The 12,292-nt window shown below is 40.2% G+C and carries 13 protein-coding genes; 6 read left to right on the top strand and 7 right to left on the bottom strand.

Translation table 11 applies throughout. From position 1 onward, the window contains the following. The first annotated feature begins 315 nt into the window (after nt 1–315). Together J8L71_RS12095 and J8L71_RS12090 are read left to right on the top strand one after the other, a co-directional pair. A complete protein-coding gene (locus tag J8L71_RS12095) occupies nt 316–729 on the top strand; it encodes a helix-turn-helix transcriptional regulator (protein WP_211000747.1) in 414 nt (137 codons plus the stop codon). A gap of 155 nt (nt 730–884) precedes the next feature. After that, nucleotides 885–1,967, top strand: a complete 1,083-nt coding sequence (locus J8L71_RS12090; RefSeq protein WP_211000746.1) for a protein kinase — start codon at nt 885–887, stop codon at nt 1,965–1,967. Nucleotides 1,968–2,117: 150 nt separating this feature from the next. Here the strand turns inward: J8L71_RS12090 and J8L71_RS12085 are convergent, their stop codons facing one another. The 3 genes from J8L71_RS12085 to J8L71_RS12075 form a co-directional block, all read right to left on the bottom strand. After that, nucleotides 2,118–3,197 (bottom strand): endonuclease/exonuclease/phosphatase family protein, encoded by a 1,080-nt coding sequence (locus J8L71_RS12085; RefSeq protein ID WP_211000745.1) that lies wholly within the window; start codon nt 3,195–3,197, stop codon nt 2,118–2,120. Nucleotides 3,198–3,220: 23 nt separating this feature from the next. Beyond that, complete coding sequence (locus J8L71_RS12080; protein ID WP_211000744.1) at nt 3,221–3,583, bottom strand: hypothetical protein; 363 nt, start codon at nt 3,581–3,583, stop codon at nt 3,221–3,223. A 76-nt stretch (nt 3,584–3,659) separates the two neighbouring features. Then, on the bottom strand, nt 3,660–3,908 hold the full coding sequence (locus tag J8L71_RS12075; protein WP_211000743.1) for a TIGR03643 family protein: 249 nt from the start codon (nt 3,906–3,908) through the stop codon (nt 3,660–3,662). A 124-nt stretch (nt 3,909–4,032) separates the two neighbouring features. On the opposite strand from J8L71_RS12075, the gene J8L71_RS12070 reads away from it, so the two are divergent. The 3 genes from J8L71_RS12070 to J8L71_RS12060 all read left to right on the top strand — a co-directional run bounded on the left by J8L71_RS12070 (nt 4,033) and on the right by J8L71_RS12060 (nt 7,540). Continuing rightward, nucleotides 4,033–4,719, top strand: coding sequence for a transporter substrate-binding domain-containing protein (locus J8L71_RS12070; protein WP_211000742.1), 687 nt, complete (start codon nt 4,033–4,035; stop codon nt 4,717–4,719). Nucleotides 4,720–4,748: 29 nt separating this feature from the next. After that, nucleotides 4,749–5,405 (top strand): YoaK family protein, encoded by a 657-nt coding sequence (locus J8L71_RS12065; protein ID WP_211000741.1) that lies wholly within the window; start codon nt 4,749–4,751, stop codon nt 5,403–5,405. Between the two features lie 74 nt (nt 5,406–5,479). Next, nucleotides 5,480–7,540: a TonB-dependent receptor gene (locus tag J8L71_RS12060; protein ID WP_211000740.1), complete on the top strand. Its 2,061-nt coding sequence runs from the start codon at nt 5,480–5,482 to the stop codon at nt 7,538–7,540. Nucleotides 7,541–7,552: 12 nt separating this feature from the next. Here J8L71_RS12060 and J8L71_RS12055 read toward each other — a convergent pair whose 3' ends face one another. Further along, nucleotides 7,553–8,335 (bottom strand): helix-turn-helix transcriptional regulator, encoded by a 783-nt coding sequence (locus J8L71_RS12055; protein WP_211000739.1) that lies wholly within the window; start codon nt 8,333–8,335, stop codon nt 7,553–7,555. 99 nt (nt 8,336–8,434) lie between these two features. Here J8L71_RS12055 and J8L71_RS12050 point away from each other — a divergent pair, with 99 nt between their 5' ends. Next, nucleotides 8,435–9,637, top strand: a complete 1,203-nt coding sequence (locus tag J8L71_RS12050; RefSeq protein ID WP_211000738.1) for an MFS transporter — start codon at nt 8,435–8,437, stop codon at nt 9,635–9,637. Between the two features lie 17 nt (nt 9,638–9,654). Here the strand turns inward: J8L71_RS12050 and J8L71_RS12045 are convergent, their stop codons facing one another. From J8L71_RS12045 to J8L71_RS12035, 3 genes are all read right to left on the bottom strand, one after another. Continuing rightward, complete coding sequence (locus J8L71_RS12045; RefSeq protein ID WP_211000737.1) at nt 9,655–9,879, bottom strand: hypothetical protein; 225 nt, start codon at nt 9,877–9,879, stop codon at nt 9,655–9,657. Between the two features lie 109 nt (nt 9,880–9,988). Continuing rightward, on the bottom strand, nt 9,989–10,402 hold the full coding sequence (locus J8L71_RS12040; RefSeq protein ID WP_211000736.1) for a GFA family protein: 414 nt from the start codon (nt 10,400–10,402) through the stop codon (nt 9,989–9,991). A gap of 234 nt (nt 10,403–10,636) precedes the next feature. After that, nucleotides 10,637–11,929, bottom strand: coding sequence for a M20 family metallopeptidase (locus J8L71_RS12035; RefSeq protein WP_211000735.1), 1,293 nt, complete (start codon nt 11,927–11,929; stop codon nt 10,637–10,639). Between the last annotated feature and the right edge of the window lie 363 nt (nt 11,930–12,292).

Here is a 12,292-nt window from a genome sequence, read left to right as displayed (position 1 = left end):
TATCATCGTGAATTGATTGGTAAGGCTGCTCTTTGCGCATATATTCATGAGAATAAGCGCTGAACGCATATTGGTTAATTTAACTTTATCTAAAAACTCTAGAAAACTTAGTGATAGTAATACCTTAGGTTATTTGCTAAAACTATATAATGCAGAAAAATGAGCGTGGCGTCGGCAGAAATATGCGCGATGAGCGCACTATTAAATTGTTATATCGCTGTAAACATCGCCTGTCGCCCCCCTGTCGTGTGAATTTCGTAACCGACAATCGATTAAAACATGGATAGTTTCCTCTCGCATTGGTAAGGAGCCCAAATGATAGTCAAACGTCTTAGAGAAAAACGAAACTGGTCACAAGAACAACTTGCCACCTTAAGTGGCTTGAGTACGAGAACTATTCAACGAATAGAAAGTGGAAACAAGGCCAGTATAGAATCTCTTAAAGCCCTTGCCTCTGTGTTTGAAATTGACATTTCTAAACTTCAAGAGGAAATTATCGTGATAGACAAAACATCTAAAGAATGGAACAAAGAGCCGTTATGGGTCAGGTTTTCGTTTTGGGGAGTAAAAGCAAGAAAGCAAATTATTATGTTAGAAATGATGACGGTGCTCTTGGGCCTATTAACTTGGCTCATAAAACCCGACGTTATTGCAACGCCGGCATTTTTTCTTCTAGCTTACATATTTTCTAACATGAAGCATTATATTGATACGAAGAAATATTGGTGAGTAGCGATATAACAACTCAATTAACTCACTCACTTCGTTCGCTGGGACGCATACACGTAGGGCGGCTTCGCCACTTTGCCCCACGTGTATGCGCCCGTTATTGAAATGTTAAGTGCCACGGTTACGAGTATACGTACAAATCTGTAGAGAAGTAGATGGAAAATATTGATTTTTATTCACTAGAAGAAAAATACAAAGAGTTCATGTTGTCTACCCGTTTAAAGGGCAATACGGAATGTATCGCTAAAACATCTGGAATGGCAGGTGATATTTATATTTTTGATCAAGGTGAAGCTGTTGTTGCTTCAAGATACATATGTGTGAAAGTCCCTAAGCTTAAAAAAGGTGTCTCTAAAGAAGAAACAGCAAGTCGCTTTGTTCAAGAATTGAAAAACCAACTGGACTATTATCATAATTCATTTGTGAACTGGGCTTATCACTTCGATGAAGTGATGGGAGTACCTATTGCGCTGTTTCGTTATTGGGGCAGTGATTTAAATAAACTTATGAAAACTGGAACCTCTTCAGAAGTAGAGAAATTATCCCTAATCTACTACGTCTGTTTAGGCCTCAATCATTGTTATGCAAATGGTTTGGTGTGTCATCAAGACCTGAAACCTGGAAATATCTTTATTCGAGATCTCAAATTAAACCTGCGTGAACCTGAAAATCTAGATGTCTACAAGTTTGCTATGGTTGCTGACTTTGGTTTAGCCAATGCGTTTAGGAACTATGGTAATTATGATGGCACAAGGCCTTATGTAGCGCCAGAGCAATGGAGTCATGAGGAATTATCTGAGAAAACAGATATTTTTGCTCTAGGTGTAATCTTATATGAGTTTTTAACTAATGGCTTTCACCCTGTAGGTATTAAGTTAGCTGACTTTTGGCCTGCGCCTAAAGAGGGTAATACTAAAAAGTGGGTGAGAAGCGACGAATGGAAGAAATGGATCAAAAATGGCTGTTGTATTATAGATCAAGAGCAGAACCTTGATAGTAAATATAAAGATTTTATTCAGACAATGCTGTCTATAAGTCCAGAAGAAAGACCGTCACTCGATGAGATAAAGGCATTTTTGCTTCAACAAATCGAAGTACTGAGTAATCGTGATTACGATCGACTGCGAGCTATTGAAATGCATCTTGGCAATGAACTCAAGTCAGAGCCACTAAGTACATATCATCTTCATTTATATAATGCTTGGACTAAGTTTGAAGCACTGTTTAGTAAGCAGTAGTCACCTAAAAAGTGGCACTTAACAGAGCGTTATCACTGTTTAAAATTGGCGCTCTCCTGCCACTCGACAACACAAATATTGATTATAATTGGCAAGGTATTTTACTGTGTCGGATGGCACTTCGCTTATCCGACCTACACGAGCTAACAACTAGCTCTCCTCAAACCTTGGCACTTTTCGCTTATCGGCTTTGCTCATAGCAAGCTCTTGTATTTCTTCTTGCTTAAGCTCGTCTGATTTATCTTCTAGTGAATGCTGCTTAGCATTTTCAAACACCAGTTCGGTAAGCAGTGCAAAGTGGTCTGAGCCATATTTTGCAAGGCGCTTAATACGTTTTACTTTAAACCCTTGGCTGTGAAATAAATGATCGAGCGGCCAGCGCATAAAAAAGTAACTCGCATGAAAAGTATTATAAAAACCGCGGCCTTTGCGCGGGTCTAAAAAACCACTTATTTGCATAAATAAACGGGTGCTACGCGACCATGCCACGTCGTTTAAATCACCGGCTACAATTGTTGGCCTAGTTGGATTTTTAAGTGCTTTTGCCACCATTATTAGCTCTGAGTCGCGTGGGCGCGATGAGTCTTCTTCAGTTGGGCTTGGTGGAGCGGGATGAATAAAGTGCCCTTGCATTTGCAGGCCTTCATCGTTTTCAAACAATATATGAATTGAAGGTATATCATCTTCAATTAACTCACATATTTGAGCATCAAGAATTTTAAATTTACTGTATAAGTGCATACCGTAGCGGTTGTCTTTTGGGCACTCTATAAAGTATGGGTAGTGCTTTTTAAGTACCGATAACTTGTTTTCCCACCAGCTATCGCTTTCAAGTGTTATTAATAAATCAGGCTGGTGCTTATTAACCAGTGAAATAAGTTGCTCGCTATTGTGGTTTGACATAAGCACATTAGCAGACATTATTCTTACACTGTGATCTTCGCTTACTGACGCCGTTTTAACTTCTTTTTTGGCAAGCCAAGTGTAAGGAAAAATCCATTTTCCTTGCAGAGCCATAATGACGATTGACGTTAAAGCCGTCAGCAAATATCCAGTGTAGCTACTTTGCCATAATAAAAAGAACGATACTAAAGCAACAAAGCTAGCGATATAAAAAACTTGTAAACGAACAAAGTCACAGCTACGAACTAAATAATGCTGACTGTATGACATAGGTAACAAAGTCACGAGTAAAAAAAAGCCAATAATTAAAGTCAGCGCTACAAACATAATAATATCCTTTTAAAGTTAACTTAACGGCTTAAAATAGAGAGTATTTCTCGAGTATCTCGCACCATGTGAATTATAGTATGGTCAACTTCTATACGCACTGTACCATTATCTTTAGAGCGTTCAATCACTCTTCCTCGCTTGTATATATCACGATCTAAATAATCGCCACGATAATAACGTTTACTTAAGCCCGGTGGAGTCCAGCCTGCACGTATTAACTTTTTCTCCTCTTTTTTAGAAAGGTGATTATCGTCATAGTGCTTATTTGAATAATGCTTATTATGGCCGTGTTTATAACCATGCTTTTCTTTATGTGGCTTTGCATCCGCATTCATTGAAAATAAAGCAAATGCGATTAAAGCGGTATAAATAGGTGCTTTCATACATATTCTCTCGTGTAGTTAATAACTAAAGATTAACAAACACGGCTGAACATTGTATGAAACAACGATTTTAAAACTAGCGATGCTTATATTGCGTTTTACAATGGCTGCGCATTATTGACGGATCGCGAAGTTTTAAATGCTTTGTTGTGCGCCCTGCATGGCGTTTACGCCATACTTTAAAACTTCCCTTTGAAATGTTTTCGCGCATAAATACCACCAGCTGCGGGTATTTAAGCCCATACAACTGCTCTATTGCCTCGTATGGTGTTCTATCTTCCCACGCCATTTCAATAATGCGCGATTGCTGCTCTGCGTTAAACATGTGGCTCTCACAAATTCATTTTATACGCGATATAAAAATACAAGGATCAACACAATAAAAGGCAATTAATCTGTATAATAAGCGTTCAGGTTCTATACTTATAAAAAATTTTGGATTTGTGTTTATGCGCGCTGTATTGATGTTTTTAGCTTTAACTTTTTCTCAGCTATTATTGGCAGCGCCTAATAAAACGCTTCGCTGTGCAACCACGCACTACCCTCCTTTTACAATATACGATGAGCAAACCAATACCTTTTCTGGCCTTGATATAGAATACTTAAGGTTTATTGAGCGTAAATTAAATTTAAACATTGATGTGGTGCATTTACCGTGGGCACGCATTAAAAAAGAAATGACACTCGGGTATTACGATTGCTACTTTTCGTTGGCAAATAACAAAGAGCGCTCTCAATATTTAGACTTTACCAGTGAGCCAGTGCATATCACTCAATTTGGTTTATTTGGTAAAACCAAGGAGCAGTTAAACACAACGGATTTATCAGATGCCCGTATAGCTATGTTAAGAGGGGTTGCTTTGCCAAACGTGCTTGCTGCACATTACAACATTGATGATAGTAATTTAATGCGCTCGTTCTCAACTAAAGCCACTTTTGAACTACTTGAAAAAAACCGTGTTGATTACGCCATAACTAATTATCAAGCTGGGTTATGGTATTCAAAAAGCCATAAAAACATAACAGCTAGGCAATTAAATGAGTTTACACTTCCCGTTTATATAGCCTTTAAACACGGCGTAATAGATACCAAGTTGGTTGATGAACAAATAACACGTTTTAAAAATCAAAAATAATAACCACGATTATATTTACGAGATATTTAATGTTTACAAAACTACCAAAATGGGTTGAATATGGCGCGTTTGCGCTCGCTTTTATTGCTGGCGTTGTAAATGCGGTAGGATTGTTAGGATTTGAGCATCAGGCCATTTCTCACCTTTCAGGCAGTGTTACTTTACTTGGTATAAAACTAATGAGCAGTACCTCTGCTGCGTTATTACTTATAAGTATAACTGTAAGCTTTATGCTGGGCTCGGCGCTTTCTGGCTTTTTACTCACTGGTGGTTCGTTAAAGCTTGGACGCCATTACGACACCTTATTATTTATTGAAGGCCTTTTACTGCTCTTAAGTGCTTATTTGCTCGACCAGTCTTATGTTTATGGCATTACACTTGCCAGCGCCGCGTGTGGTTTACAAAATGCGTTAGCCACTAATTATAGCGGCGCCGTAGTGCGTACTACTCACTTAACCGGAATTTTTACCGACCTTGGCCTAATGATAGGTAAAGCACTTAAAGGCGAAACCTTTGATACCCGAAAAGGTGTAATGTTTTTACTTATTATTATTGGTTTTTTACTTGGCGGTATTACTGGGTTTATTTTATTTGAGTATTACTCACTACGCGCTTTGGTAGTGCCTGCACTGGCGTGCTTTGTTTTATCAGTAACGTATAGGGTTTATAGAGTTCGCACACTTTAACGCAATCGGTTTAAAAATTGTTTAAAACACCTTACCATGGCGTTAATAAAGCGTTACTTACCTTAAAGGAATGTATGAAACCTTATTTTTTACCGCTGCTATTGCCACTAAGCCATATTGCAATTGCTGATACTCAAAACAATGATGCTATAGAAACCATAACAACCACCGCATCGCGTACAGAAGCACTTGCCACTCCTCTTCCTCTTACTATTAGCACCTTATCTGAGGCGCAATTAAACAGTATTGCGCCAACGCATGTTGAAGAATCATTACAGCGTATTGCTGGCGCAAATGTACAACGGGGTAACGGGCAAGAGTATTTACCTGCACTTCGCTCGCCTGTACTCTCGGGCGCGGCAGCCTGTGGCGGTATACTCACCCTTGAAGATGGCATACCACTTCGCGCTGCGGGCTTTTGTAATATAAACGAGCTATTTGAAGCGCATAGCGAAATGGCAAAGCGTATTGAAGTATTAAAAGGCCCAGGCTCTGCCCTTTATGGCTCTAACGCCGTGCATGGTGTTATTAATGTAATAACACCAGACACCACCCAAGGCGGCGGACTTGTTGGCGTTGATTACGGCTCATACGGTTATGCTCGTTATAAATTACGCGCAGGGAAAGACTATGGCAACAGTGGGATTGGCATTAACGCAAGTGTGACTGACGACACGGGTTATCGCGATGACGAAAGCGTTAAACAGCAAAAAGTAAATATTCGCCACCGCTTTGAAAACGACAACCTGTTACTTACCTCCGGCCTTACATACACAAATTTAGATCAGCAAACAGCGGGCTTTATTACAGGTTTTGAAAGCTATAAAAACGAAGATATAGCGCAGCAAAACTTTGACCCCGATGCATTTAGAAAAGCCAGCTCATTTAGAGCATGGAGCAATGCCCAATGGCAATTAAAAAACGGCAATGTGCTTTCTATTACGCCTTATGTGCGCGACCAAAGCATGGACTTTTTTAAGCACTTTTTACCCGGCACCCCACTTGAAACCAATAGCCAAACAGGCTTTGGTGTACAATCTCTTTATCAGCACAATTTACAAAGTAATATAAAAGTAAACCTAGGGCTTGATGGCGAATATACCCGCAGCGATTTTACACAAAGCCAAAACGAGCCAACTCAGGGCTCTGCATTTTTAGTTGCTACAGTTCCACAAGGCAAACACTACGATTACGACGTAAACGCAACACTGTATGCGCCATTTGCATCTATTGATTGGCAATTAAATAAGTGGTTTATTAGCGCAAGCCTAAGATATGAGCATATGCAGTACGATTACACTAATAATATGCTTAGTGGCCGCACAAAAGACGACGGCAGTGAATGTGGCTTTGGCGGTTGCCGTTATAGCCGCCCAGCAAGTGGTAAAAATAGCTTTAGCAATACATCGCCTAAGCTAGGGGTAAGCTATAAGGTCAATAACAACAATACCGTATATGCTAACTTTTCGCGTGGCTATAGAGCGCCCCAAGCGGCTGAGCTATATCAATTACAACGCGAACAAACCACCACTAATTTAAACCCAGAAATAGCTAATAATGCCGAGCTTGGTTTAAAGGGATATTACAGCGATGTGAGTTATGCATTGGCTGTGTATGCCATGAGCAAGCACAACACTATTTATCGCGATAGCGACTTTTTTAACGTTAATAATGGCAGCTCTCGCCACAGAGGTATTGAGCTTGAATTAGATTATGCATTAAATAAAACACTTAACTTACAATTTGCAGGTACACATGCAAAGCATACCTATACTAATAACCAGTTAGTGAGTGGCTTAAATATTAACGGCAATGAGGTAGATACTGCGCCGCGCAACATTGCTAATCTTGATTTAAATTGGCAAGCCTTTAATAACCTAGCGCTTGCACTGCAATGGCATAGCGTAAGTAGTTACTATACCGACCCAGAAAACCTTCATAGCTACGACGGACATGACATTTTAAGCTTACGTGCAAAGTGGCAAGTTACCAATAAGCTAGAAGTGCTTGCACGTATAATTAACCTTACCGACGAAGCTTACGCAGAGCGTGCTGATTACACTAGTTTTACTGGCGACAGGTACTTTCCTGGCAAGCCACGTAACGCTATGCTTTCAGCCACGTATACTTGGTAAAACACATTTAGCTTAATTTAAATCGCCCATGTATTTAGTGGGCGATTTTCCCATTACCTTTTTAAACATAGTTATAAACGCACTCACCGATTCATACCCTAATAACTCCGACACTTGCTGTACGCTTTGCCCATCTGATAGTGCCTGCAATGCTGTAATTATATGTAGCTGCGTTCGCCACTTACCAAAGGTCATGCCGGTTTGCTTTTTTATAAGTCGCGCCAACGTACGTTCAGTTAATGCAAATTGTACTGCCCATTGCGCAAGGGTTTTGCGGTTATTAGGTTGCTCTATTAACTCCCGGCTCATGGTTTGTATTACCACATGCTTAGAAAGCGCAAAATCAAGCGGCTGGGTTGGCATTTCTATTAATAAATCAAACAATACTTGGGCTAAACGCGCGGTTTTATCACCTTCGCTATAAGCTTGGTTTTCGCTTGCAAGCTTAAGCATTAAACTTTTAACAAGGGGAGTTATAGCCAAAGTACAGGTGTGCGTGGGCATGCCTTTTTGGTTGGCATTAATAAATACAAAGCATAAATTGGCGTTATCTGATGCGCGATTACTGTGGCTCGTATTAGCTGGCACCCAAATAGCGCTGTGGGTTGGCACCATCCACATTTTATTTGCCGCTTCACAGGTTACATAGCCATCAAGCGCTAATATTAATTGCCCCTTTGGGTGAGTATGTAAAGGGTATTCTTTACTGCCTTGTGCGGTATCAACTTTGGCAATTATGGGCTGTACCATGTGCTCGTAGTTTTGTAGGTATCCCCACCCTTCAGGCTCAAACATATTTTGTCAGTTTTTAGTTATTTAATGTCAGTATAGCTAAATTATAATAGTGCTGATTTAATTATACTAGCGCCCATAATTAGCTAACTTATTTTAATAATGACACACACACCTCAAAGCAATACCGGCACGTCGCGCTTTTCAGGCGTATTACTGGTAATAGGTATTTTACTTATTGCTGCCAATTTACGTGCACCTTTTACAGGTGTTGCGCCGGTGCTTGATCAAATAATTGCGCACTTTAGCTTAACCGCTTCGCAGGCGGGGTTTATCACCACGTTACCGCTTATTGCATTTGCGATTATATCGCCCATGGCAGCAAGCCTAGCTAAACGCCAAGGGCTTGAGCGCACTTTGTTTTTTGCTGTATTTTTAATATTAATGGGTATTGCTGGGCGTGTGATTAATTCGTCAATAATGCTGTTTGTTGGCACCGCCATTATTGGTGCGGGTATTGCTATAGCTAACGTTTTATTACCGAGTTTAATAAAACGCGACTTTGCCGCAAAAGTCGCCGTTATGACCTCTGCTTATGTATTGACTATGGGCGTTACATCGGGTGGGTTTTCAGCGTTAGTTTACCCGCTTAGCCAATATAAAGGGTTGGGCTGGCAGTTTGCTTTAGGTGCAAGTGCACTTATTACAATCACCACTTTAATTGTATGGATGGCGCAATTAAATAAACACACTAAACCTACGCAAACAGCGCATACCTCAACACTGACTAAAAGCATTTGGCGTTATGCACTTGCATGGCAAATTACACTATTGTTAGGTTTAAATTCTTTTTTAAACTACATCATCATTACGTGGTTGCCGGGCATTTTAACCGAAGCAGGCCAAAGCGCTACACAAGCCGGCGCTTATCATGGGGCTTTTCAAATTGCAACCGCCATACCTGGGCTTGTGCTTATACCGCTACTTGCCAAGCTCAAAGATCAAAGCGCGCTTAGCTTAATACTTGCATCACTTAGTGCAACATGTGCGCTTGGTTTGTTGTATATGCCAAGTTTTGCATTGATATGGACACTACTACTTGGTTTTAGCTCGGGGGCATGTTTTATTTTAGGATTGTCGTTTATTAGCCTACGTACTGATAACTCCACGCAAGCGGCATCGCTTTCGGGTATGTCACAAAGTATTGGTTATTTGCTAGCAGCTGTTGGCCCTATGGTTGCGGGAGCATTGCATACAGCAACAGGGAGCTGGAGTGCGCCACTATGGCTGTGCGCTATTGCGGGCGTGTTGTGTGCTATATGTGGATGGTTTAGCGGTAAAAATACTACGCTTAATAACAGTTAACTTATTAACGGCTATAACTAACTTACTAGCTGCTGTAACCATGAAAACAAGCCCGTTGCTGGCTTTTTTGCAGGAGTATGTTTTTTCTTATAGCGCTTATTAGTCGCTTCGCGTTGCGCTCGGCGCTGCTCTGCCAAATTAGCTTTTGCAGCAAAACGTAAACGCTGCTCTTGAGTCAGTTCATCATCAAAGTTAATGGCTGACTTTTTAACTGCTCGGCTACTTTTAGGTGAACTACACATATTACTCTCCAAATGACTGACTTATAAGTAGACAGTCATTTGGTTAAATAAATTTCAAACCACTTATTATAAAGTGACTTTTATAAGAATTACTTGTATCTCCAGCCCACTAGTTTTGTGGGGTTGTATCAAACGCAGGTACTTCGTGTAAGTCGCTCAACCAGCTTAATGTTGATTTAGCCCAAATTTGTGCTGAAGGTTTAAAAGCATCTCTTTGATCTACCGCACCAATACGTAATCCGTATACACGGTCTTCTTTTGCTTCATTTGTAGCATAAAGTGTTGTACCGCACGTTCCACAAAAACCTTGCGCACGCTTATTACCACTTTGCGCTGTTTTCACAAACTCTTTAGGCTCACCTTGGGTGAATACTACAGAATTTGGCTCTGCAATTATAACGGCTCTAAATGGCCCGCTCGACATACGTTGGCAATCACTACAATGGCAAACAAGTGCGTTGTTATTTTGAGATTTTGCTTGGTATTTAATTTCACCACAGTAACAGCTTCCCGTAATTTCCATTATTTAAATCCTTAATGCTTATGAAGATTGAATCGAGATATAAGACCGGCAATATCGATTCATTATTTTTAATAATATAAAAAAACTGCTCACCGGTTCATTTGTATATTTGGTTAGTTTTTTAATTTTTGAGAGTGATTTTCAATGTTGAACAAGTGCTACAAACATGATCCGATGTTTTAAATAAAACAGCAATACCACGTTAAGCTAATGGCGTAACGTGGTGCGTTTAAGCTATCTTTTATGTGCGTTTAAATAATCAACGGCTAATAAGCTGAGTGCTTTAGTGCCTACTTTAAACGATGATTCGTCGGCATAAAAATAAGGTGAATGATTGCTAGCCACTGTATTTAAGTCTTGCTCACTTGGTGTGCCGCCTAAAAATACGAATACACTCGGCACTTCTAAAGCGTAAAACGAAAAGTCTTCTGCGCCAGTTATTTTTCCCATTTCAACTACGTTACTGTTACCTGCTGCTTTTTTAAGGCTAGGTAACATTTGCGCAGTAAGCTGTGGGTTATTAATCGTTACAGGGTAACCCTCGTGAATATGTACCTCTGCTGTAGCACCTGACGATTTGGCAATGTGTGTGGCTGTGGTTTTTATTTTTTCAAATATTTGTGCACGATTATCCATATCAAAATTACGAATCGTGCCTACCATTTCAACTTCTTCAGGAATAATATTATTACGTACCCCACCCGCTATCTTACCAAACGAAACAATAGCAGGCTCTTTGGTAATATTGATTTGGCGGCTCACAATATGATTAACGCCTGTTACTATTTGTGCAGCTGCTGCAATTGGGTCAACGCCAGTCCACGGTGCAGAGCCGTGTGCCTGCTTGCCATGCACAGTTATTTCAAATCGATCCGCACTGGCCATTGCAGGGCCACTTCTATAACCAATTTTACCGCTGTGCAAACTAGATGTTATGTGTAATCCAAAAGCAGCCTCTGGTTTGTATTGTTTAAATATGCCTTCTTTAAGCATTAGCTCAGCGCCACCTTCTTCCCCCACTGGTGCGCCTTCTTCTGCAGGCTGAAATACAAACATAATATTACCGTGTAGCTCATCTTTCATGTTTGCAAGCACTTGTGCAGCGCCCATAAGCATGGCCACGTGCGTGTCGTGCCCACAAGCATGCATTATGCCTACATCTACACCACGGTAATTAGTGGTTTTAGTTGATTTAAATGGCACGTCGGCTTTTTCAGTAACGGGCAGCGCGTCCATATCTGCGCGTAGCATTACTGTTGGACCTGACTTTGCACCTTTTAATAACCCCACAACACCTGTATAAGCAATCCCCGTTTGTACTTCCATACCCAGCGACTTTAAGTGCTTAGCCACAATACCTGCTGTGCGGGTTTCGCGATTTCCAAGCTCAGGGTTTTGATGAAAATCACGTCGCCAATCAATAACCTGTTGCTCTACCTTTTTCACTTGCTGATCAATGTTTGCATTGGCATTAAACGCACTAAGGGCAGCAAAGCCCAGCGCTACTGAAATTAGTGATTTTTTCATCCTGTTTGTCCTTATTATATTTATTGGTTTTATAATATTGATGAGCACGAGCTCTTATGTATTATTGAAAACACAATTAGTTCGCTCTATAACCACTATTACTGAAGGCTCTACAATAATCAATCCCATTTAAGCTAGATGCCCAACTATGGAGGGCAACTTCACTTTTCACTGGTTTTACTATTTTTAGTTTGAATATTTATCGCTAATTAAATCTACCATTTTTGTTTTTATTGATTTAAAAATGACATTGAATAGTCAACCAACGCACGTAAAGTGAGTTTTAATAAGCACGGTGGTGAATAGAAGAAGTTAACAAGTAATAGGCTTGGTACATAATTGCTATTCAAACTATAAAATAAA

The sequence above is a fragment of the Pseudoalteromonas sp. MMG007 genome (genome assembly GCF_018100985.1).
Taxonomy (GTDB): domain Bacteria; phylum Pseudomonadota; class Gammaproteobacteria; order Enterobacterales; family Alteromonadaceae; genus Pseudoalteromonas.
The sequence above is the reverse complement of the archived record's forward strand: the minus strand, read 5'-3'. Positions and strand labels throughout refer to the sequence as shown.

Bases quoted from the DNA above. Each gene is read 5' to 3' on its own strand.
- J8L71_RS12040 (WP_211000736.1), bottom strand. From the start codon at position 10,402: ATGGAAATTACGGGAAGCTGTTACTGTGGTGAAATTAAATACCAAGCA.
- J8L71_RS12075 (WP_211000743.1), bottom strand. From the start codon at position 3,908: ATGTTTAACGCAGAGCAGCAATCGCGCATTATTGAAATGGCGTGGGAA.
- J8L71_RS12065 (WP_211000741.1), top strand. From the start codon at position 4,749: ATGTTTACAAAACTACCAAAATGGGTTGAATATGGCGCGTTTGCGCTC.
- J8L71_RS12070 (WP_211000742.1), top strand. From the start codon at position 4,033: ATGCGCGCTGTATTGATGTTTTTAGCTTTAACTTTTTCTCAGCTATTA.
- J8L71_RS12035 (WP_211000735.1), bottom strand. From the start codon at position 11,929: ATGAAAAAATCACTAATTTCAGTAGCGCTGGGCTTTGCTGCCCTTAGT.
- J8L71_RS12090 (WP_211000746.1), top strand. From the start codon at position 885: ATGGAAAATATTGATTTTTATTCACTAGAAGAAAAATACAAAGAGTTC.
- J8L71_RS12045 (WP_211000737.1), bottom strand. From the start codon at position 9,879: ATGTGTAGTTCACCTAAAAGTAGCCGAGCAGTTAAAAAGTCAGCCATT.
- J8L71_RS12080 (WP_211000744.1), bottom strand. From the start codon at position 3,583: ATGAAAGCACCTATTTATACCGCTTTAATCGCATTTGCTTTATTTTCA.
- J8L71_RS12060 (WP_211000740.1), top strand. From the start codon at position 5,480: ATGAAACCTTATTTTTTACCGCTGCTATTGCCACTAAGCCATATTGCA.
- J8L71_RS12050 (WP_211000738.1), top strand. From the start codon at position 8,435: ATGACACACACACCTCAAAGCAATACCGGCACGTCGCGCTTTTCAGGC.
- J8L71_RS12055 (WP_211000739.1), bottom strand. From the start codon at position 8,335: ATGTTTGAGCCTGAAGGGTGGGGATACCTACAAAACTACGAGCACATG.
- J8L71_RS12085 (WP_211000745.1), bottom strand. From the start codon at position 3,197: ATGTTTGTAGCGCTGACTTTAATTATTGGCTTTTTTTTACTCGTGACT.
- J8L71_RS12095 (WP_211000747.1), top strand. From the start codon at position 316: ATGATAGTCAAACGTCTTAGAGAAAAACGAAACTGGTCACAAGAACAA.